The sequence below is a fragment of the Streptomyces sp. MBT53 genome (genome assembly GCF_016654115.1).
In the GTDB taxonomy this organism is placed as follows: domain Bacteria; phylum Actinomycetota; class Actinomycetes; order Streptomycetales; family Streptomycetaceae; genus Streptomyces.
Window position 1 is genome coordinate 1 of the sequence record NZ_JAEQAZ010000145.1, and the last position, 21,866, is coordinate 21,866.

At 69.2% G+C, this 21,866-nt stretch carries 18 protein-coding genes, 1 pseudogene and 1 riboswitch; of the genes and pseudogenes, 6 read left to right on the plus strand and 13 right to left on the minus strand.

From position 1 onward, the window contains the following. On the minus strand, positions 1-911 hold a 911-nt coding region (locus JHN45_RS37040), incomplete at its 3' end, for a PucR family transcriptional regulator ligand-binding domain-containing protein (RefSeq protein WP_201053915.1). Between the two features lie 180 nt (positions 912-1,091). On the opposite strand from JHN45_RS37040, the gene JHN45_RS37045 reads away from it, so the two are divergent. Then, positions 1,092-1,913 carry a xanthine dehydrogenase family protein subunit M gene (locus tag JHN45_RS37045; RefSeq protein WP_201053917.1) on the plus strand — a complete coding sequence of 274 codons (822 nt, stop codon included), beginning with the start codon at positions 1,092-1,094 and terminating at the stop codon, positions 1,911-1,913. Further along, a complete protein-coding gene (locus JHN45_RS37050) occupies positions 1,910-4,651 on the plus strand; it encodes a molybdopterin-dependent oxidoreductase (RefSeq protein WP_201053919.1) in 2,742 nt (913 codons plus the stop codon). Before JHN45_RS37045 ends, JHN45_RS37050 begins: the two co-directional genes overlap by 4 nt. Here JHN45_RS37050 and JHN45_RS53460 read toward each other — a convergent pair. Continuing rightward, a pseudogene (locus tag JHN45_RS53460) lies at positions 4,563-5,053 on the minus strand (molybdopterin-dependent oxidoreductase). The gene JHN45_RS37050 and the pseudogene JHN45_RS53460 overlap by 89 nt on opposite strands. Positions 5,054-5,258: 205 nt before the next feature. Here JHN45_RS53460 and modA point away from each other — a divergent pair. From modA to JHN45_RS37065, 3 genes are read left to right on the plus strand one after another with little or no spacing between them, the layout of a single operon-like run. Beyond that, positions 5,259-6,080, plus strand: coding sequence for a molybdate ABC transporter substrate-binding protein (gene modA, locus JHN45_RS37055; protein WP_201053921.1), 822 nt, complete (start codon positions 5,259-5,261; stop codon positions 6,078-6,080). Then, complete coding sequence (locus tag JHN45_RS37060) at positions 6,077-6,934, plus strand: ABC transporter permease (protein ID WP_200717233.1); 858 nt, start codon at positions 6,077-6,079, stop codon at positions 6,932-6,934. The genes modA and JHN45_RS37060 overlap by 4 nt, the downstream gene beginning before the upstream one ends. Beyond that, the gene (locus tag JHN45_RS37065; protein WP_201053923.1) at positions 6,931-7,995 is read left to right on the plus strand and encodes an ABC transporter ATP-binding protein; all 1,065 of its coding nucleotides are present in this window, start codon (positions 6,931-6,933) and stop codon (positions 7,993-7,995) included. Before JHN45_RS37060 ends, JHN45_RS37065 begins: the two co-directional genes overlap by 4 nt. Before the next feature lie 73 nt (positions 7,996-8,068). Here the strand turns inward: JHN45_RS37065 and gcvP are convergent, their stop codons facing one another. Further along, positions 8,069-10,954, minus strand: a complete 2,886-nt coding sequence (gcvP, locus tag JHN45_RS37070; protein ID WP_201053925.1) for an aminomethyl-transferring glycine dehydrogenase — start codon at positions 10,952-10,954, stop codon at positions 8,069-8,071. 179 nt (positions 10,955-11,133) lie between these two features. Then, a riboswitch (glycine riboswitch) is annotated at positions 11,134-11,229 on the minus strand. Between the two features lie 114 nt (positions 11,230-11,343). On the opposite strand from gcvP, the gene JHN45_RS37075 reads away from it, so the two are divergent. After that, positions 11,344-11,715 (plus strand): PRC-barrel domain-containing protein, encoded by a 372-nt coding sequence (locus tag JHN45_RS37075; protein WP_200717230.1) that lies wholly within the window; start codon positions 11,344-11,346, stop codon positions 11,713-11,715. Here JHN45_RS37075 and JHN45_RS37080 read toward each other — a convergent pair. The 10 genes from JHN45_RS37080 to JHN45_RS37125 all read right to left on the minus strand — a co-directional run bounded on the left by JHN45_RS37080 (position 11,637) and on the right by JHN45_RS37125 (position 21,734). Continuing rightward, complete coding sequence (locus tag JHN45_RS37080; protein ID WP_201053926.1) at positions 11,637-13,139, minus strand: DNA polymerase IV; 1,503 nt, start codon at positions 13,137-13,139, stop codon at positions 11,637-11,639. The genes JHN45_RS37075 and JHN45_RS37080 overlap by 79 nt on opposite strands. 57 nt (positions 13,140-13,196) lie before the next feature. Beyond that, complete coding sequence (locus JHN45_RS37085; protein WP_200716112.1) at positions 13,197-13,841, minus strand: MerR family transcriptional regulator; 645 nt, start codon at positions 13,839-13,841, stop codon at positions 13,197-13,199. Positions 13,842-14,057: 216 nt separating this feature from the next. After that, positions 14,058-14,531: a bifunctional nuclease family protein gene (locus tag JHN45_RS37090; RefSeq protein ID WP_006123076.1), complete on the minus strand. Its 474-nt coding sequence runs from the start codon at positions 14,529-14,531 to the stop codon at positions 14,058-14,060. An 85-nt stretch (positions 14,532-14,616) separates the two neighbouring features. Further along, positions 14,617-15,354: a MerR family transcriptional regulator gene (locus tag JHN45_RS37095; RefSeq protein ID WP_201053928.1), complete on the minus strand. Its 738-nt coding sequence runs from the start codon at positions 15,352-15,354 to the stop codon at positions 14,617-14,619. A 43-nt stretch (positions 15,355-15,397) separates the two neighbouring features. Continuing rightward, on the minus strand, positions 15,398-16,279 hold the full coding sequence (locus JHN45_RS37100) for an FHA domain-containing protein (protein ID WP_200716114.1): 882 nt from the start codon (positions 16,277-16,279) through the stop codon (positions 15,398-15,400). 61 nt (positions 16,280-16,340) lie between these two features. Next, the gene (locus tag JHN45_RS37105; protein WP_201053930.1) at positions 16,341-17,177 is read right to left on the minus strand and encodes a DUF881 domain-containing protein; all 837 of its coding nucleotides are present in this window, start codon (positions 17,175-17,177) and stop codon (positions 16,341-16,343) included. Positions 17,178-17,182: 5 nt separating this feature from the next. Continuing rightward, a complete protein-coding gene (locus JHN45_RS37110) occupies positions 17,183-17,515 on the minus strand; it encodes a small basic family protein (protein WP_019059351.1) in 333 nt (110 codons plus the stop codon). Further along, entirely contained in the window at positions 17,512-18,348 is an 837-nt protein-coding gene (locus JHN45_RS37115; RefSeq protein WP_200716116.1) for a DUF881 domain-containing protein, read from the minus strand. Before JHN45_RS37115 ends, JHN45_RS37110 begins: the two co-directional genes overlap by 4 nt. A gap of 167 nt (positions 18,349-18,515) precedes the next feature. Continuing rightward, positions 18,516-21,011, minus strand: coding sequence for a mannose-1-phosphate guanyltransferase (locus JHN45_RS37120; RefSeq protein ID WP_201053932.1), 2,496 nt, complete (start codon positions 21,009-21,011; stop codon positions 18,516-18,518). A gap of 114 nt (positions 21,012-21,125) precedes the next feature. After that, on the minus strand, positions 21,126-21,734 hold the full coding sequence (locus JHN45_RS37125; protein WP_201053934.1) for a CDP-alcohol phosphatidyltransferase family protein: 609 nt from the start codon (positions 21,732-21,734) through the stop codon (positions 21,126-21,128). Positions 21,735-21,866 lie beyond the last annotated feature (132 nt).

The following is a 21,866-nucleotide window of genomic DNA, read 5'->3' on the forward strand; positions in this document are numbered from 1 at the left end:
CGATCCCGACGATGCCCCGCCCGCTGCGCTCCGGTCTCCGCGACCAGCACGCGGTACGGCCCTCCCTCCGGCAGCCCACAGGCCCGTAGCGCCGTCGCCACGACCGAAGGATCCGTACCGGGCGCGGCGAGCAGCGCCCCCAACTCGTCCGCCGTCTGCCGCTCTTCGGCCCGCGACCGGACCCGCGCCTCCTGGCAGCGCCCCAGCACCGAGGCCAACTCGTGCAGCGTGCGCGGCGGGGCATCGTCGGGATCGGGAAGGCAGAGGTGCCAGCGCTCGTACGGCGAGACCCCGTCGGCGTCGACGGGCAGGGCCTCCGCCAGCAGCGCGGCGGCCTCCGGCGCGGATATCGCAGCCGCACCCGAAGTGGCCGCGACCGTGCGCCCGGAGGGGGTGAGGACATAGGCGACGGCCCGTTCGAGGTGAGCGAAGGCCGTCGCCACGATCGCCTCCGGGCCCGCACCCTGCGCGGCCATCCGACTCAGCCGCCCCCGCACGCCGTCCGGCAACGCGTGTCGGCGGCTCAACTCGCCCCACCGCCCGAGGTACACGGTGTCGGTGATCGCGCGGAACATGATGTGCGCCGGTACGGCGGCCACCGGCACCCCGTGCCGCACACACGCCTCGACGAGGTCGTCCGGCACCGAGCCGTGCGTCTCCTCCCCGGCGAGCAGCGCGGCGGCCCCCGCCCCGCGCAGCGCGGACACGAACCGCTCGGCCCGCCCGGGTCCGTCCTCGGCGGACCACCAGACCAGTCCGCTGAGCACCACCTCGTCCCGCCGCACGAACCGCGCGGGGTCCTCCAGGTCGGTCACGGTCACCCCGCTGATCTCCCGCGCCAGCTGGGCGTCCTCGGCCCACAGCAGACGCAGGCCGAGGGACTCGTCCTGAAGGAGGTGTTCGACGTGCATGGTTCCGGCTCCTCGCATCTCGCATTCGCCAGGTGAACACGAGTGATTGCATGGTAAGTGCAAGACCAATCACCCGAAACGCCTCTTGGTCGATCCTCCAAAGCAACGCCCGGGAACATCGGCGTTTCCGTGCTGTGAACCAGTCGTCCCGGCCCGGTCCGCGTTGCTTCACTGGCGGTCATGGACCTGAACACGGTGGCCGAGATCCTCGACGCCCGGCAGCCGACCCCCTGGCGGCCGGGCGACGCCTGGCTCGGCGGCGGCACATATCTCTTCTCCGAGCCGCAACCGCACCTGCGCCGCCTGGTGGACCTGAGCCGCACCGGCTGGACCCCCGTCCAACACCTCCCGGACGGCTCCCTGGAGATCGCGGCCACCTGCACGATCGCCCAACTCTCCCGCTTCGCCGCGAAGTTGACGACCGAGGCGGCCCCGCTCGTCGAGCAGTGCTGCCGCGCCTTCCTCGCCTCCTTCAAGATCTGGAACATGGCGACGGTCGGCGGCAACCTCTGCAACGCCCTCCCCGCCGGCCCGATGATCTCCCTCACGGCCGCCCTGGACGCCGAGTGCCTGCTCCTGTCCCAGGACGGCGTACACCGCCGCGTCCACGTCACCGATTTCGTGACCGGCGCGGGCCGCAAGGATCTGGCCGACGGCGAACTCCTCCGCTCGATCACCGTCCCGGCCCGCGCCCTGACCTGCCGTACGGCCTTCCGCCAGGCCTCCCTCTACGGCCTCGGCCGCTCCGGAGTCCTGGTCATCGGCACCCTGGACCCGCAGGACGGCTCGTTCGCGCTGACGATCACCGCGTCGACGGTCCGCCCGTTCCGCCTGCGGTTCCCGCTGCCGCCCACGGCCGGGGACCTCCGCACGGCGATCGCCTCCACCGTCGACGAATGGTTCGACGACATCCACGGGCTGCCGGAATGGCGGGCGCACATGACGTTCCACTACGCGGAGGAGATCCGCCGGGAACTGGAACTGGGAGAGACGGCAGCATGAAGATCGAGGTCAACGGCCGTTCCTTCGCCGAAGAACCCCGTCCGGGCCAGTGCCTGCGCACCTACCTGCGCGAGCGCGGCTGGTTCGGCGTGAAGAAGGGCTGCGACGCGGGCGACTGCGGCGCCTGCACGGTCCATGTGGACGGCGAGCCCGTGCACAGCTGTCTCTACCCGGCCTTCCGTGCCGACGGCCGTACGGTCACCACGGTCGAGGGCCTGGCCGCCGAGGACGGCGAACTCCACCCCGTCCAACGGAAGTTCCTCGACGCCCAGGGCTTCCAATGCGGCTTCTGCACGGCCGGCTTCCTGATGACGACGGCCGCCCTGGACGAGGACCAACTCACCGATCTCCCCCGCGCGTTCAAGGGCAACTTGTGCCGCTGCACCGGCTACCGCGCCATCGAGGACGCGGTACGAGGCGTATGCCACGCCGAAGCACCCGGCGCGGGCGAGGCGGTGGGCCGCAACCTCCCCGCCCCGGCCGGCCCCCAGGTCGTCACCGGAACGGCCCGCTACACCTTCGACATCGACGTCCCCGACCTGCTCCACATGAAGCTCCTCCGCTCCCCGCACGCCCACGCCCGCATCACCGCGATCGACACCGCTGCTGCTCTCCAAGTCCCGGGCGTGCACGCCGTGTTCACCCACTACGACGCCCCCGAACGGCACTTCTCCACGGCCCGCCACGAGCACCCCACCGAAGACCCCGACGACACCCGCGTCCTCGACGACACCGTCCGCTACGTCGGCCAGCGCGTCGCCGCCGTGGTCGCCGACAGTGAGGCCGCCGCCGAGGAGGGCTGCCGACGCGTCGAGGTGATGTACGAGATCCTGCCCGCGGTCCTCGACCCGGAGGAGGCGATGCGCCCGGGCGCGCCCGTCGTCCACGACAAAGACGCGACCACGGCCCGCATTTCACGCCCTCAGGACAATGTGGTCGGCGAGGCGCACGGCGAGATCGGCAGCGTGGAGGCAGGCTTCGCGGAGGCCGACGCCGTCTACGAGGACACCTACCGCACCCAGCGCGTCCAGCACGCCAGCCTGGAGACGCATGGCGCGGTGGCCTGGTTCGACGAGGGCAACAGGCTTACCGTACGCACCAGTTCACAGACCCCCTTCCTGACGCGCCGCGCCCTCTGCGCGCTCTACGACCTCCCCGAGGAACAGGTGCGGGTCGTCGCCGGACGGGTCGGCGGCGGTTTCGGCGGCAAACAGGAGATGCTCGTCGAGGACATCGTCGCCCTCGCGGTCCTGCGCCTGCGCCGCCCGGTGAAGCTGGAGTACACCCGCGCCGAACAGTTCTACGGCGCGACCACCCGCCACCCCTTCACCATCCACGTGAAGGCGGGCGCCCGCCGCGACGGCCAACTGACCGCGCTCCAGCTGCGAGTTGTCTCCAACACCGGCGCCTACGGCAACCACGGCCCCGCCGTCATGTTCCACAGCGTCGGCGAGTCGATGGCCGTCTACCGCGCCCCGCACAAGAAGGTCGACGCCTTCTCGGTCTACACGCACACCGTCCCGGCGGGCGCCTTCCGGGGCTACGGCCTCGGCCAGGTGATGTTCGCCGTGGAGTCGGCGCTCGACGAACTCGCCCGCCAACTGGACCTGGATCCGCTGGAGTTCAAGGCGAAGAACATCATCGGGCCGGGCGAGCCGATGCTCTCCCCCGGCGGCGAGGAGGAGGATCTGCACATCGCGAGCTACGGCCTCGACCAGTGCCTCGCGATCGTGCGCCGCGCGCAGACCGAGCCCTGGAAAGCGGCTCCTGAAGGCTGGCTGGTGGGCGAAGGAGCGGCCCTGGCGATGATCGCGACGGGCCCACCCGGTGGTCACATCGCCGACGCGAAGGCGAGCCTCCTGTCCGACGGCGGCTTCGATCTGGCCGTGGGAACCGCCGAGTTCGGCAACGGCACGACGACCGTCCACCGCCAGATCGCGGCCGGTGAACTCGCCACCACCGTCGACCGGATCACCGTCCGCCAGTCCGACACGGACGTCGTACGCCATGACACGGGCGCCTTCGCCTCCACGGGCACGGTGGTGGCGGGAAAGGCCACGCTGCGGGCATCCCGCGCCCTCGCCGACCAGTTGCTCGACTTCGCCGCCGCCCATCTGCAACTCCCGCGCGCGGACTGCCGGTTGGCGGAGGAGGCCGTAATGCATCCGGGCGGACGCCTCACCCTGAAGGAGCTGCACGCGGCGGGTGCGGCGGTCGGGGTCGAGTTCACCGCCGACGGGCACTTCGGCGGGACGCCCCGCTCGGTGGCCTTCAACGCGCAGTGGTTCAGGGTCGCCGTGGACCCGGACACGGGTGAGATCCGCATCCTGCGCAGTGTGCACGCGGCAGACGCGGGCAAGGTGATGAACCCGATGCAGTGCCGGGGCCAGGTGGAGGGCGGGGTCGCCCAGGCGCTCGGCGCGACCCTCTTCGAGCACGTCCGCATCGACGGGCGGGGCGCGGTGGAGACGGCCGCGTTCCGGCGTTACCGGCTCCCGCAGTACGCGGACGTGCCGCGCACCGAGGTGCACTTCATGGAAACGGCGGACGCCATCGGGCCGTTGGGCGCCAAGTCGATGAGCGAGAGCCCTTTCAACCCGGTCGCGCCCGCCTTCGCCAACGCGCTGCGGGACGCGACGGGCGTCCGCTTCACCGAACTTCCGCTGACCCGCGACCGGATGTGGCTGGCACTGGCCGACTCGCCGCGCCGTAACCCCCGTCCACCCGTATCGCACTGATCCCACTGATGTGCCGGGCCCCGCAACGGTCCTGCGGAAGCACCAGTTGCGGTCCGGCACGGTCGAGCGGGGTGTCGTCGATGCTCACGGCGAGCAGAACAGGGGCATGAGCGAAGTCGGGATCGATCTCGGCCCAGGACAGCAGCGCGTGGTGCCCGTCCGTACCGCTCACCGCGATGAGGAAGCGCAGCCGGTCCTTGCGGCGGACGGGGTCGAAGCCGGGACCGGCCGCGGACAGGACGTCGTAGAGCCGTGGTCCCGCGAAGCGGTGGACCTGGGTGCCGCTGGTGGCGCACTCGAAGCTGACCCGGACCGGTGCAACGGCCAGTTCAGCAGGTCCGGCACGGTCAGCCGGGTGGGCCGGGCGAGGTCCCCCGTCAGGTCGAGCTGCGCGAGCGTCACGAGCCATCACCTCCCGGAATGTGGTACCCGGACGGCAGTCCCGTACAAACGCACATGCGCACCCCACCAGCGAATAGCGCAGCTCATGCGATGCGACAGGAGACTTACACCTTGCATATGCGGCATTATCATCGCGGCACGGCCGTTGCGGTCGGGCAAGGGCGCGACCATCCCTTATCGGCAGAATCAGAGGAGTAGAACCGTGATGACCCGTTCCGCGCGTCGGACCCACCGGACCCTGCAGGTTGCGGGGGCCGGAGCCGCCGCGCTGCTGGCCCTGAGCGCCTGCGCCTCCAGCGACGACTCGTCCTCCTCGAAGTCCGACACCTCGGCGTCCGCGTCCCCGAAGATGTCCGGCACTGTCACCGTCTTCGCCGCCGCCTCGCTCAAGGAGTCGTTCACGGCCCTGGGCAAGGAGTTCGAGACGGCGCACCCGGGCACCAAGGTCACCTTCAACTTCGCGGGCAGCGACACCCTCGCCGCGAGCATCACCAGCGGCGCCCCGGCCGACGTGTTCGCCGCCGCGAGCCCCAAGACCATGGCGATCGTCACGGACAAGGGCGACGGCGTCGGCACCCCGGCCACGTTCGTGCGCAACCAGCTGGAGATCGCCACGCTGCCGGGCAACCCCGACAAGGTCGCCTCCCTGAAGGACCTCACCAAGTCCGGCCTCAAGGTCGTGCTCTGCGACAAGACGGTGCCGTGCGGCGCGGCGGCCCAAAAGGCGCTCACCGCAAGCAAGTTGAAGCTCACCCCGGTGTCCTACGAGGAGGACGTCAAGTCCGCCCTCAACAAGGTGGTGCTGAAGGAGGCCGACGCGGCGGTCGTCTACAAGACCGACGTGCACGCGGCCGGCAGCAAGGTGGAGGGCGTGGAGTTCCCCGAGTCCGCCGACGCCATCAACGACTACCCGATCGTCCTCCTGAAGAACGCGCCCAACGCCGTCGCCGCCAAGGCGTTCATCGCGCTGGTGCAGTCCGCCGAGGGCCAGAAGGTGCTGTCCGCGGCGGGCTTCCTCAAGCCGTGACCCCTCTCGACACCTCCGACGCCGCGGCCGAGACCCTGAAGGGCGGGCCGCGGCGTCGGCGTGTCCGGATGACAGGTAGCGGGGTGCCCCTCCCCCTGCTGCTGCCCGCGCTCGTAGGCCTGGCGTTCCTGCTCCTCCCGCTGCTCGCCCTTCTGGTACGGGCCCCCTGGCGGTCGCTGCCGTCACAGCTCACCAGCACGGAGGTCTGGCAGGCGCTCCAACTCTCCCTGCTGAGCGCGACGTTGGCGACAGCGGTGTGCCTGGTGCTGGGCGTGCCGCTGGCCTGGCTGCTGGCCCGCACGGAGTTCCCCGGCCGCCGCTTCGTCCGAGCCCTGGTGACACTCCCGCTGGTCCTGCCCCCGGTGGTGGGCGGCGTGGCACTGCTCCTGGCCCTCGGCCGCAACGGCGTCGTGGGCCAGTGGCTGGATTCGTGGTTCGGCATCACGCTCCCCTTCACGACGACCGGCGTCGTGGTCGCGGAGGCGTTCGTCGCGATGCCGTTCCTGGTCATCAGCGTCGAGGGCACCCTGCGCGCCGCCGACCCGCGCTACGAGGAGGCCGCCCAGACCCTCGGCGCCTCCCGCTTCACGGCGTTCCGCCGGGTCACACTCCCCCTGATCGCCCCGGGCATCGCGGCCGGCTCGGTGCTCGCCTGGGCCCGCGCACTGGGCGAGTTCGGCGCGACGATCACCTTCGCCGGCAACTTCCCCGGCCGCACCCAGACCATGCCCCTCGCGGTCTACCTCGCCCTCCAGAACGACCCGGAGGCAGCGATCGCCCTCAGCCTGGTCCTGCTGGCCGTGTCGATCGCGGTCCTGGCAGGACTCCGGGACCGCTGGATGACGACCTCATGACCGACCTCATCACCACGCCTGACAAGGGCCTCGACGCCCATCTCGTCGTGGACCGCGGCACCTTCCGCCTGGACGTCGAACTGACCGCCGCCCCCGGAGACGTGGTCGCCCTCCTCGGCCCCAACGGCGCCGGAAAGACAACCGCGTTGCGAGCCCTGGCCGGTCTGGTGGGCCTGACGGACGGTCATCTACGGCTGGACGGCGAGGAGTTGGACCGTACGCCACCGGAGTCCCGCCCGGTAGGAGTCGTCTTCCAGGACTACCTCCTCTTCCCGCACCTCACCGCCCTCGACAACGTCGGTTTCGGCCCCCGCTGCCAGGGCGCGACCAAGGCGGAGTCCCGCGCCATCGCCGCCGAGTGGCTGGATCGCATGGACCTCACGGAACATGCTTATGCCAAGCCCCGCAGACTCTCCGGCGGCCAGGCCCAACGGGTGGCCGTGGCAAGGGCGTTGGCGACCCGCCCGCGCCTGCTCCTCCTCGACGAACCCCTGGCCGCCCTGGACGCCCGCACCCGCCTGGACGTACGGGCCCAACTCCGGCGCCACCTCGCGGAGTTCGAGGCGGTCGCGGTCCTGGTCACCCACGACCCCCTGGACGCCATGGTGTTGGCCGACCGGCTGGTGGTGATCGAGCAGGGCACGATCGTCCAGCAGGGCACCCCCGCCGACATCGCCCGCCACCCGCGCACGGACTACATCGCCCAACTGGTCGGCCTCAACCTCTACAAGGGCCACGCCGACGGCCACACGGTCACCCTGGACACCGGGCCCACGATCACCACCACAGAGGATCTGACCGGCGAGGTGTTCGTGGCGTTCCCACCAAGCGCGGTGACTCTCTTCCGGGACCGCCCGACCGGCGCCAGCGCCCGCAACCTCTGGCGCTGCGAGGTTGCGGGCCTGGAAACCCACGGCGACCAGATCCGCGTAGACCTGACGGGCGAACTCCCCCTGGCGGCAGACCTGACGACGCCGGCAGCGGCCGAACTGGCCCTGCATCAGGGAGCGTTGATCTGGGCAACGGTCAAGGCAACCCAGACCCACTCGTATCCGGCGTGAGCACCCGCGCCCTTTTTTTTGGGGGCGCGGGGAACTGCGCGACCAGCCACAACGGCGCCGCACCCGAAAGGCGTCAGTCCTCGTACGCATCCAGCGGCGGGCAGGAACACACCAGGTTCCGGTCCCCGAAGGCCTGGTCGATCCGCCGCACAGGCGGCCAGTACTTGTCCGCGACAGACACACCCGCCGGGAAGACAGCCTCCTCACGCGAGTAAGCGTGCCCCCACTCCCCGCCAAGCGCGGCAGCGGTATGCGGCGCGTTCCGCAACGGGTTGTCCTCGGCCGGCCACTCCCCCGCCCCGACCTTCTCGATCTCCCCGCGAATCGCGATCATCGCCTCGCAGAACCGGTCCAGCTCGATGAGATCCTCGGACTCCGTCGGCTCGATCATCAGTGTGCCGGCCACCGGGAACGACATCGTCGGCGCGTGGAAGCCGTAGTCGATGAGCCGCTTGGCGATGTCGTCGACGGAGACACCGGTCGCCTTGCTGATCGGCCGCAGATCGATGATGCACTCGTGCGCGACGAGCCCGCCGGGCCCGGTGTAGAGCACGGGGTAGTGCGGTTCGAGCCGCTTGGCGATGTAGTTGGCGGAGAGCACGGCCACCTGCGTGGCCCGCTTCAGCCCTTCGCCGCCCATGAGCCGGACGTATGCCCAGGAGATCGGCAGAATCCCGGCGGAGCCCCACGGAGCGGCGGAGATGGGCCCAACTCCCGTCTCAGGACCGGCAGCAGGCTGCAGCGGATGGTTCGGCAGATACGGCGCGAGGTGCGCCCGCACACCCACCGGCCCGACGCCCGGACCGCCACCACCGTGCGGAATGCAGAACGTCTTGTGCAGGTTCAGATGCGAGACATCGCCGCCGAAGTGCCCCGGCTTGGCAAGCCCCACAAGGGCGTTGAGGTTGGCGCCGTCGACGTAGACCTGCCCGCCGGTCTCGTGGACCTGCGCGCAGATGTCGGCGACGTGCTCCTCGAACACCCCGTGCGTGGACGGGTAGGTGATCATCAGTACCGACAGCTCGTCGCGGTACTGCTCGATCTTCGCCCGCAGATCCTCGACGTCGATCTCACCGTCCTCGGCGGTCTTCACGACGACGACCTTCATGCCGGCCATCACCGCACTGGCAGCGTTCGTGCCGTGCGCGGACGAGGGAATGAGACACACGGTCCGCTGCGCGTCCCCGTTGGCCCGGTGGTACCCACGCACCGCCAGCAGCCCGGCCAACTCGCCCTGCGAACCGGCGTTGGGCTGCAACGACACCTTGTCGTACCCGGTGACCTCGGCGAGCCGCTCCTCCAACTCCCGGATGAGCGTGAGGTATCCCTGCGCCTGCTCGGCGGGCGCGAAGGGGTGCAGCTGACCGAACTCGGGCCAGGTGACCGGCTCCATCTCGGTGGTCGCGTTGAGCTTCATCGTGCAGGAGCCCAGCGGGATCATGCCCCGGTCGAGCGCGTAGTCGCGGTCGGCGAGCTTGCGCAGGTAGCGCAGCATCGCGGTCTCGGAACGGTGGTCCCGGAAGACGGGGTGCGTGAGGTACGCGTCGTTCCGCAGCAGCGCCTCGGGCAGCGTGTCCTCGGCGGACGCGTCAAGCGCCTCAACGTCACCATCCACCCCGAACGCGGTCCATACGGCTGCCAGTTGGGCACGCGTGGTGGTCTCGTCGCAGGCGATGGACACCTGGTCCGCGTCCACGAGGTGGAGGTTGACGCCGTCCTCGCGGGCGGCGGCGACGACCTCGGCGGCCCGGCCGGGCACGCGTGCGGTCAGTGTGTCGAAGTAGCCGCCGTGCACGACCTCGACACCGCCTGCGGTGAGCCCGGCGGCGAGGATCGTGGCGTACCGGTGCGTCCGCCGCGCGATGCCCCTGAGCCCGTCCGGCCCGTGGTAGACGGCGTACATGCCGGCCATGACGGCGAGGAGCACCTGGGCGGTGCAGATGTTGCTGGTGGCCTTCTCGCGGCGGATGTGCTGCTCGCGGGTCTGGAGGGCGAGGCGGTAGGCCTTGTGTCCGTCGGCGTCGACGGAGACGCCCACGAGCCGCCCGGGCAGGCTGCGCGCGAACTTCTCGTGCACGGCCATGTATCCGGCGTGCGGCCCGCCGAAGCCCATCGGCACCCCGAAGCGCTGCGTCGTACCGACCGCGATGTCGGCGCCCAGCTCGCCGGGCGACTTGAGCAGCGTGAGCGCGAGGAGATCGGCGGCGACGGTGACGAGCGCGCCGAGCCCGTGCGCCTGCTCGATCAGCGGCTTGATGTCGCGTACGGCACCGGAGGCGCCCGGGTACTGCACGAGCACGCCGTTGATCTCGCGCTCGGCGATCTCGGCCGGAATGCCCTCGCTGAGGTCGGCGACGACGACCTCGACACCGGTCGGCTCGGCACGGGTCTCGATCACGGCGATGGTCTGCGGCAGCGTGTCCGCGTCGACCAGGAACAGACCCTTCTTGTTCTTGCCCATGCGCCGCGACAGCGCCACGGCCTCGGCGGCGGCCGTGCCCTCGTCGAGCAGGGAGGCGCCGGAGGTCGGCAGCCCGGTGAGGTCGGCGACCATGGTCTGGAAGTTGAGGAGGGCTTCGAGCCGCCCCTGGGAGATCTCCGGCTGGTACGGCGTGTAGGCCGTGTACCAGGCCGGGTTCTCCATGACATTGCGCAGGATCACGGGCGGGGTGAACGTCCCGTAGTAGCCGAGCCCGATCATGGAACCGAGGACCTCGTTGCGGTCCGCGAGGGAACGCAGTTCGGCCAGTACCTCGGCCTCGGTGCGGGCGCCCGGCAGGTCCAGGGAGTCGGCGTTCTTGATCACATCGGGGACCGCGGCGGCGGTGAGCTCGTCGAGCGAGCCGTAGCCGACCTGCGCGAGCATCTTGGCCCGCGCTTCCTGGTCGGGACCGATGTGGCGCTGCTCGAACGGGATGCCCTGTTCGAGCTCGGAGAGCGAAGTGCGAGGGGCGGTCATTTGGGAGGCCTCCTGGTCGGACACGACCTTCGAGGGCACCACGACAGTGGGGTGCCCGGACGGCCTCCCCCTCTGTCATCTCAACCTGAGAGCTTCACCGGCCACCCGAAGGTCACCGGTTTTCACCGTCGGTGAGAGCGGGGGCCGTCGCCGGCACCCGCCCTGCTTTCCAGAGTGACCTCGTCCGTGCGGTACGTGAGCCTGAGAGATTCCGGGGAGGATTTGCTCCTTCGGCGCCTCCGATGAAGTCTGGAGGACTCTCCCGCACGGGGTCAGCAGCCGCTCGCCAGCCTACCAGCGAGCGGTGAAGCCGAGCTTTCGAGTGGCCACCGGCCCGAATGTGCTCTTTTGTAGAGTTTACGAATGAGTTGCGACCAGGAGGAGGGCCCGTGCAGACCGATATCGATCCGCGCAACCTGATCGGCCGCAAGGCGTTCGACCGCACCGGCGCCAAGATCGGCACGATCGACGAGGTCTACCTCGACGACGCGACCGGTGTACCGGAGTGGGCGGCCATACGCACCGGCCTGTTCTCCAGGGACGCCTTCGTCCCCCTGGAGCCCAGCGAACTGATCGAGGGGACCCTGCACATCCCCTTCGAACGCTCCCTGATCAAGGACGCCCCCGACTTCGGCGTGGGCCGCCATCTCTCCCCCGACCAGGAACTCCAGCTCTACCACCACTACGGCCTCGACGTGGCCCCACCGCCCTCCCTCCCGGACCGCGACTTCGGCAAACTGGCCGGCTCGGACGACAGTTGAGCCGAAGCGGCGGGAGGGTCGGCAGGTCTTCGATTCTCCGGGGGTGGCGCCGCCAACTGCCCTGATGCTGGGGTCAGTTCACCCACGTCCCGCGTCACCAACGGCAGCGGCTCCGCCGGCTCCAGTTCGGGATCGTCGATCCGGAACGTCCGTACCCGCCCGGGCCCGGCATCCTCCGGTGTTTCGAACCGCACGGTGACCCGCCCAAGACCGCTGCCCTGCACCCACCCGTGCCCGAACCCGGAGTGGTGCACATCGTGCCCTGCGGGCCAGCGGCGCTCCACGGGCGCCGACTGCTCCCCGCCCGCTTCCTCCTCCGTGTGCTCCTCCTCAAGAAGGTCGACCTGCTCCCCCGCCGCCTGCGCGAACAGGTCCTCCTGCGTGTAGTCCGCGAGCCCGGAGACCCCCACCCCGAGCAACCGCACCCCGCCCGTGGTGTCCACGGAGTCCAGCAACCGCGCCGCGGCCTCCCGCACCACCCCGGGGTCGTCCGTGGGCCCGCGCAGCGTCTCGGACCGGGTCAGCGTCGAGAAGTCGTACCGCCGCACCTTCAGCTGGATGGTGCGCCCCGACAGGCCGGCGCCCCGCAGCCGCCGTACACACCGGTCGGCGAGGCGCTGTACCTCCAGGCCCACCCGGATCCGGTCGTGGATGTCGACGTCGTAGGTGTCCTCGACCGACACCGACTTGGTCTCCCGCTCGGCCACCACGGGCCGCTCGTCGTGCGCGAGCGCCATGGCGTACAGCCCGTGCCCGTGGGCCTTGCCCACCAGCCGTACGAGCTCGTCCTCGCCCGCCTCGGCGATCTCGTCGACCGTGGTGATCCCGGCCCGCCGCAGATGGTCGCCCGTCGCCGGGCCGACCCCCGGCAGCGTGCGCACCGACAACGGCCCCAGCAATGCCCGCTCGGTGCCGGGCTCGATCAGTACCAGCCCGTCGGGCTTGGCGCGCTCGGAGGCGATCTTCGCGATCATCTTGGAGGCGGCGAGGCCGACCGACCCGGTGAGGCCCGTGACGGCCCGTATGTCGGCTCGGAGCCGCTCCCCGGCCCGCCGCGCCGACTCGGCGTCCCAGGCCGTCTCCCCGGCCTCCAGGTCCACGAACGCCTCGTCCAGGCTCAGCGGCTCCACAAGCGGCGACAGCGCCCGCAGCAAGGCCATCACCTGCTCGCTGATCGACCGGTAGAAGCCGAAGCGCGGCACGAGATACGCGGCGTTCGGAGCGAGTCTGCGCGCCTGGGCCATGGGCATCGCCGAGTTCACCCCGAAAACCCGTGCCTCGTACGACGCGGTGGCCACCACACCGCGCGGTCCGAGCCCGCCCACGACGACGGCTTTCCCGCGCAGGCTCGGCTTGGACGCCTGCTCCGCCGAGGCGAAGAAGGCATCCATGTCGAGATGCAGGATCGTGGGCGCGGTTCTCACATCTCCGATGCTGCCCTACGCCACTGACAATGCCCCGTCACAGCTCCTGCCGGGCCCTCAGACGGCCCGGTTGCGCCGCCTGGCCAGCTCGTCGGCGGGGTTGGACCCGACGAGTGTCTCGCCGGTGTCGACGCGCTCCCCGTGCAGCTGCGACAGGGCGCTCTCCACGTCACGCCACACCACGCCCACGGCGATGCCGAAGACGCCCTGGCCGCCCTGGAGCAGGGCGTGGACCTCGTCCGGGGAGGTGCACTCGTAGACCGTGGCACCGTCGCTCATCAGCGTCATGCGCTCCAGATCGCGGAAGTCGCACTCCCGCAGGTGCAGAACGGCGCTGCGGATGTTCTGCAGCGACACACCCGTGTCGAGGAACCGCTTGACGATCTTCAGGACGACCACGTCCCGGAAGCTGTAGAGCCGCTGTGTCCCCGACCCGTGCGCGGGCCGCACGCTGGGCTCGACCAGCCCGGTGCGTGCCCAGTAGTCCAGTTGCCGATAGGTGATGCCTGCCGCCGCACAGGCCGTAGGGCCCCGGTAGCCGATCTGCTCGGACGCCATGGACGTCGCCCCTCCGCTGCTCGGCACGGCAGTGGGTCGATGCGGAGCGTGATCGGCCGCACTGCCATGAAGCGGGTACGGGCCACTGTCCCCGAAACTGCGTTCCGGGGCACCCCCAGCCGTACCGTCGCCGCTGCTTCTCACGCCGACCTCCGTCCTTGACCTGCCTTCTCGACGGTAGGCAGTCACCAGGGGTGCGTCAACGATCGCCACGCTAGGCACGCCGAGTGATAATCACCCTAGGAGTGGTTTCCCGTACCCCACCGCGGGGAAAGGCTAGCCGAATGCGCTCGCGGCGGGCCGCAGGACGCTCTCACACGCCGGTGGCAAATGCCAGCATTTCTCAGCCGGCCCTCGATCTCACTGGCTGTTGGTCCCGAAGTCCTCGGGTGAGATCTGGTCGAGGAACTCGCGGAACTTCTCCACCTCGTCCTCCTGCTCGTCCGGGATCGCGATGCCGGCGTCGTCGAGCACGCCGTCGCTGCCGTAGATCGGCGTCCCGGTGCGCAGTGCCAGCGCTATGGCGTCGGACGGGCGGGCGCTCACCTCGACTCCGCTGGCGAACACCAGCTCGGCGTAGAAGACGCCCTCACGCAGATCCGTGATGCGCACTTCGGTGAGCTCCTGGCCGACGGCCTCCAGCACGTCCTTGAACAGGTCGTGGGTCAGCGGTCGTGCGGGGGCCATGCCCTGCTGTGCGAAGGCGATCGCCGTCGCCTCCCCGGGCCCGATCCAGATGGGGAGGTAGCGGTCGCCTCCCACTTCACGCAGGAGCACGATCGGTTGGTTGGAGGGCATTTCGACCCGGACACCTACGACATCGAGCTCGTTCACACAGCAACCCTAGGCCGTGCCCGGGACGTTTGGGTAGTCGGGCCGAGAACGGGTGGCCGATCAGACGGCCGCAATCCCGTCCGGCTCAGGGCAGGCGCACTCCGAGCGCGGTCTGCACCAGCGCTGCGTGCAGCTTCACCGTGAGCCCCGCCAGCTCCTTCGTACGGGCCTCCGCGTGGGCCCTTGTCTGCGGATTGCGGTGCCGCTTCAGCGGGGCGACCACCTGGTCGACGAGCCCGGCCTCGCGGTCCGCGGCGGCCTTCATCGCGCGCAGGTGCCGCGGCTCGATCCCGAACCGCCCCAACTCCAGGACGAGCCCGGCCACGGTGACGGCTTCCGCGTCGTACACGCCGTCGGGCAGTGGAGCGATGAGTCCGTACGACTCCCACTCGTCGAGCTCCTGCTCACCGATCCCGGCGGCGGCCAGCAGCTCGGCCCGCCCGATCCGAGCCACCGTGGGGCCCTCCACGGGCTCCAGGACGACTTCGCCGTCCCGTTGACGGCCCACGGTGGGCAGCGGGGCGGCCTCCCCGCGCTCCATGGCGTCGAGGTGCTCGCGGATCACCTTGAGGGGCAGATAGTGGTCCCGCTGCATCCGCAGGACATGGCCGAGGCGTTCGACGTCGGCGGGGCTGAACTTGCGGTAGCCGGAAGGGGTCCGCTGCGGCTCGATGAGCCCCTCCGACTCCAGGAAACGGATCTTGGAGATGGTGACTTCGGGGAACTCGTCGTGCAGCGTGTTCAGCACCGTACCGATGCTCATCAGCCCGGTGTCCGTGGCGGCGGTACCGTGCCCGGCACCGCCGCTCGGTGTTTGAAGCATGGACCTTCCTGGGGGAATCCCCCGGACCCAGTCCGAGGGAGGGTCAGTAACCCCGCTGGCTCGCGTAGAACACCAGCCGGTACTTGCCGATCTGCACCTCGTCACCGTTGGCCAGCGGGACCGAGTCGATGCGCTCACGGTTGACGTAGGTGCCGTTGAGGCTGCCGACGTCGGCGACCGTGAAGGAACCGTCGGCAACGCGCCGGAACTCCACATGGCGGCGCGAGACCGTCACGTCGTCCAGGAAGATGTCGCTCTGCGGGTGACGGCCGGCCGTGGTCAACTCGCCGTCCAGCAGGAAGCGGCTGCCCGAGTTCGGACCGCGCCGCACCACCAGGAGCGCAGAGCCCAACGGCAGGGCGTCGACGGCCGCCTGCGCCTCCGGGGAGAGCGTCGGCATCTGCGTCTGGCCGGTCACCTCGGCGTCGTAGGCCTCGAGACCGGAGATGGAGATGGTCGACGTCGTCTCGGACGCGCGCTCCGGGGTCACGCCGGGGCGCAGCGGCGCACCGCAGTTGGAACAGAAGCGGCTGTTCTCCGCGTTGCGGTTACCGCACCTCGTACACACCAGGGCCGACATAGGGGAAAACCCTCCACCCGTACTTGAGGTTGACGGTTGCCCGAAACCTATGTCGCCGGACTGCGCAGGGTCAACCGACGGCGCGCCCTGACCAGCGACCTGGTCACGGAACAGCGGGCGCTGGCCCTCCGCGTCCGGTTGTGCGCGATGGCGAGCGGTCTGGTTGTCGCTGCTCTCTTTCGCACTCTTGCCGAACAACTTCGCAAACAACTTCACGGGCGATTCCCCTTGACCGAAACAGACCCGCCCGTGGGGCAGGACGAACCCTGATTGAACACACCGGTCGACCCGGACATCCTCACAACGTCCGTATCCACCAGACAGTTTCCACCACGCACCACCCAATCGGTGCGTCGACCCCCCGCAACCTCATGCCCTCGCCGGACGGCCCTCATGCACCCCCGGTTCACCGGGAGGACGACCGAGCGTAGTCAGGCTGCTTCGCGGCCCGCAAGGCATCCACAATGATCTTGCTCGACCGCCCGACGGTCACGGTGGCCTGCTCCTTCTCAAGAGTCTGCACCACACCTCCAGGGATGTTGAGCGCCGGTTCGAGATCCTGCGGCTTGCCGATGACCTTGAAACGATAGGGGGCGTTGATCTTGTTCCCGTCGACGCTCACGCTCTTGTCGGAGTCCGTCAGATAGGTGCCGGCGACCACACGTACACCGTTCACCTGGATCGCCTCCGCGCCTGCGGCGCGCAACTCCTGGACCGCATCGAGCAACATGTCCGCCTCGACCGTTCCCTTCGTGTCATCGATGGTCATCGTGATGCCGGGTCCCTGCGCGGCCACGGTGCCCGCCAGAATGCCGAGTTGCTTCTCCTTCTCGGCCGTCTGCTTGCGGGCCTCCTCGGCCTGGTCGGAGCTGTTCTCCAGCTCGTCGCGCTGTTTCTGCAGACCCTGCTTCTCGTCCTCAAGACGCTGAGTACGGTCGTCCAGTTCATCGAGAATGCGCACAAGATCTTCCTGCCGGGCCCCGCGCAGCGCGCTGTCGCTGTTGCTGTTCGAGGCGACCTGCACGGCCAGCCCGAAGCCGAGGCCGAACAGCAGCACGGCGACGATGAGTTGGGCCCTGCTGGCGCGTGGTGGCCACAGCCCCTGCACCAGCCGCTGCCGACCCGTGACGGTGGGAGCGGGCGTCTCCTCGGCGACCGGCGCCTCCGCGGATGCAGACGCCGGTACCTCTTCGGGCAGTTCCCTGCGCAGCCTGTTCTCCGGCTGCTCGTCGTCGTTGCTCATCGACCTCACGCCCGGAAGACGTGCCGGCGGATGGCCGCGGCGTTGGAGAAGATCCGGATCCCGAGAACGACCACGACACCCGTGGACAGCTGGGCGCCGACGCCCAACTTGTCGCCCAGGAAGACGATCAGCGCGGCCACGACCACGTTCGACAGGAACGACACCACGAAGACCTTGTCGTCGAAGATCCCGTCGAGCATCGCCCGCAGACCACCGAAGACGGCGTCGAGCGCCGCGACGACGGCGATCGGCAGATAGGGCTCGACGACCACCGGCACCTCAGGCCGGACCAGGATTCCGGCCACCACTCCCACGATGAGGCCCAGTACGGCGATCACGATGTGCCCTTCTCAGTTCTCGGCTGTGCTGTTCGTACGATCACACTCGGCGCGGCGGGCAGCCGGAGATCGCTCTCCACGGCGATGGTCGCCCTGATGCCGTAGTTGTCTTCCAGAGCGTTCAGATAGAGCCCGTCGGCACCGTTCTGGAACCTCGTGCTCAGACGCTTGCCGTCCCCCACCGCGAGCACCGTATAGGGCGGCACCAGCGGCCTGTTGTCGACCAGTATCGCGTCGCCCGCGGCCCTGATCGCGGACAGTGCCGTCAGCCGCTGCCCGTTGACGGAGACGGCCTCGGCACCCGCCGCCCACAGTCCGTTGACCACACGCTGCATGTCCCGGTCGCGTACCCGCCCAGTGTCGGAGAAGTCGGCGGTCTCGCGCGGGTTGTCGCCCCCGCCGCTGCTGGCTTCCTTCGCGTCGTCGACGACGAGCTTCACACCGGGGCCGTGCACAGCGGTCGCGCCGGACAGCATGCTCACCAGGTCCGCCTGGCCGCTGCCGCCGCTCGTCTTCAGCGCCGCCCGCTGCCGAGCGCTCACGTCGTCCCGGAGCGTGTCGACGGTGTCTTCCAGCTTGTCCGCCGACTTGGTCTCTTTGTCGATACGGTCGATCAGTTCCTGGCGCTCCTTGGCCACCACGGGGGCGGCCACCCGCGCCTGCGCCGCTCCCAGGGTCACGACAAGGGCCGCCAGCACCAGACCGGCCGCGAGACCGAGCTTCGTCCGGAGGGGCTTCGGCATGCCGCTCGCGCCCGCGGCCTTCTTGCGGGCGGCGGCCTCGGCGTAACCCTCGTCGAGGCTGTGGTCCATGACGTTGGTGAGCAGCGACATGGATGCGTCCGGACGCGCAGGGCGCGTGGGTGTGCTCCGAACGGGGGGCTGCTGCGGCATGCCGCACATCGTCGCACGTGGTGGCCTGTACCTCCGAATGGCCCCACCGGCGTGCCGGACAGGCCCCCTTGGGGAGACATGTCCGGCACGCGCGCGTGGTCCGCGTTTTACCGTCCGGCGCTGTCCACGACCGCCGACCACTCGTCCAACAGGGCCTGCGCGGAAGCGTCGTCGGGCCCTTCGGCCCACAGGTGCGTGACCGCCTCGGCCGGGTCCGGCAACACCATCACCCAGCGCCCGTCGGTCTCTACGACCCGTACCCCGTCCGTGGTGTCGACAAAGCGATCACCGGCCGCTTCCACAACTCGGCGCATCACAAGTCCCTTGACGGCCCAGGGAGTCGCGAGATCCCGCTTCAGGACGTGCGCCCGAGGAATCCGGGCGTCGATCTGACTCAGCGTGAGTTGCGTCCGCGCCACCAGCCCGATGAGTCGTACGAAGGCTGCGGCACCGTCGAAGACACTGCTGAACTCCGGGATGATGAACCCGGCCTTGCCGTCACCGCCGAAGATGGTCGTCTCGTCGCGCCCGACCCGGGTCAGGTCGTCCGGCGAGGTCGTCGTCCACTCGACCTGCGTCCCGTGATAGGCCGCCACCTGCTCGGCGATCCTCGTGGTGGTCACCGGCAGCGCCACCCGCCCGCTGCGCCGCTCGGCGGCCACCAGGTCGAGCATCACGAGCAGGGCCCGGTCGTCCTCGACGATCCGCCCCTTCTCGTCGACGAGCGACAACCGCTCACCGACCGGGTCGAACCGCACGCCGAACGCCGCCCGCGCGGAGGCCACGATCTCGCCGAGCCGCACCAGCCCCGACCGCCGCGTGTCCGCGGTCTCCGTCGGCCTGGACTCGTCGAGACCGGGATTGATCGTCAGCGAATCCACACCGAGCTTGCCGAGAAGGCTGGGCAATACGAGCCCGGCGCTGCCGTTCGACGCATCCACCACGACCTTCAGGCCGGAGTCGGCAATTCCGGTCGTGTCGACATTCCGCAGCAGGGACCCGGTATACGAGTCGAAGACGCTGGCCGGGAAGTGCAGGTCCCCGATCTCACCGGGGAACGCACGCCGGTACTCCTGGCGCGCGAACACCCGGTCCAGCTTGCGCTGACTCCCCTGCGAGAGGTCGGCGCCCTGACTGTCGAAGAACATGATGTCGACGGAGTCCGGCACCCCGGGCGTGGTCCGGATCATGATCCCGCCGGCACTGCCCCGCGCGGTCTGCTGCCGGGCCACGGGCAGCGGTACGTTCTCCAGGTCCCGTACGTCGATGGCGCTGGTCTGCAGGGCGGAGATCACCGCCCGCTTGAGCGCCCGGGCGCCTCGGGAGTGGTCTCGGGCCGTGGTGACCGTGGAGCCCTTCTTGAGGGTCGTGGCGTAGGCGCCGGCGAGACGCACCACGAGTTCCGGTGTGATCTCGACGTTCAAGATCCCGGACACACCACGAGCGCCGAAGAGGTGTGCCTGCCCTCTCGACTCCCAGATGACCGACGTGTTGACGAAGGCGCCGGCCTCGATCGTCTTGAACGGGTAGACCCGCACATTGCCCTGCACGATCGATTCTTCACCGATCAGGCACTCGTCACCGATGACGGCGCCGTCCTCGATCCGGGCCGCACGCATGATGTCGGTGTTCTTTCCGACGACACAGCCACGCAGATTGCTGTGCTGGCCGACGTACACGTTGTCGTGCACGACCGCCCTGTGCAGAAAAGCCCCGGTCTTTACGACGACGTTGGAACCGATGACGGTGTGCTCACGGATTTCGGCGCCGGCCTCCACCTTGGCGTAGTCACCGACGTAGAGCGGACCGCGGAGAACCGCGTCGGGATGCACCTCGGCACCCTCGGCAACCCACACTCCCGGCGACAGCTCGAAGCCGTCGATCTCAACGTCGACCTTGCCCTCCAGGACATCGGCCTGCGCCTTCACATAGCTCTCGTGAGTGCCGACGTCCTCCCAGTAGCCCTCGGCGACAAAGCCGTAGACCGGCTTGCCCTCCTTCATGAGCTGCGGGAAGACATCGCCGGACCAGTCGACCGGAACATCGGCTTCGACATAGTCGAAGACCTCGGGCTCCATCACATAGATGCCCGTGTTCACCGTGTCCGAGAAGACCTGACCCCAGGTCGGCTTCTCGAGGAAACGCTCGACCTTTCCCTCTTCGTCGACGATGGTGATGCCGAATTCCAGCGGATTGGGCACCCGGGTCAGACAGACCGTGACCAGCGCACCCTTTTCCTTGTGGAAATTGATCAGTTCGGTGAGGTCGAAGTCGGTCAGGGCATCACCGGAGATGACGAGGAAGGCATCGTCCTTCAACGCCTCTTCGGCGTTCTTGACGCTTCCGGCGGTACCGAGTGGCTTCTCCTCATTGGCATACGAGAGCTCCATGCCGAGCTCTTCGCCGTCACCGAAGTAGTTCTTGACCAATGAGGCCAGGAACTGCACGGTGACTACGGTCTCATTGAGCCCATGCCTTTTGAGCAGCCTCAGCACGTGCTCCATGATCGGTCGATTGACCACGGGCAACAGTGGCTTGGGCATGCTTGAGGTCATGGGGCGAAGGCGTGTGCCTTCGCCTCCGGCCATCACGACGGCCTTCATGTCGGAAGCGTCCTCCTCTGAGAGACGACGGTCTAGCCGACTTCACCAGTCCAGATTGTCCCGCACTTTTGCGCAACGGGCCATCGAGCGACTGTTACCGCCCCATCGGCAAGGTCAGTCGGCCGTGGCATCCGCGCGCAGCAGGCGGCGGACTTGTACCACGTAGAGGACTCCTGCCCACCAGTACAGCGTTGTACCCCATCCGGCGAACGCCCATCCGAAAATCGCTGCGAGTGACGCGAGCCATCCACTTCCGTCACTGAGCAACAGCAACGGGAACGCGTACATCAGGTTGAACGTGGCTGCCTTGCCCAGGAAGTTCACCTGCAGCGGCGGATAGCCATGGCGCCTGAGGACGGCCACCACTACCAGCAGAACCAGCTCTCGCGCCAGCAGTGCCGCAGTCAACCAGATTGGCAGAATCTCGCGCCAGGTGAGTCCGACGAGAGTCGAGAGAATATAGAGCCGGTCCGCGGCGGGATCAAGAAGCCGGCCAAGGCTGCTGATCTGGTTCCAGCGCCGCGCGAGCTTACCGTCCAGGTAGTCGCTGATCCCGCTCAGCATCAGCACCAGGAGCGCCCATGTGTCGCTCTTGGGGCCTCCGAACTCGGGCCTGAGGATCAACCACAGGAAGATGGGTACGCCGACCAGGCGCGCCATGCTGAGGATGTTCGGGATGGTGAGCACCCGGTCTGTCTGGACGCGGGTCTCTTGGACCTCCACCCGGGGGCCTCCTGTGGGGAAAACGAGCCAACGATGCTCCCTGACCTTACCCCAACGCAAAAAAGCTCTGGCTCTTGGGCGGCATGCCCAAGAGCCAGAGCTCTAAAAGGAGTTCGGCGGCGTCCTACTCTC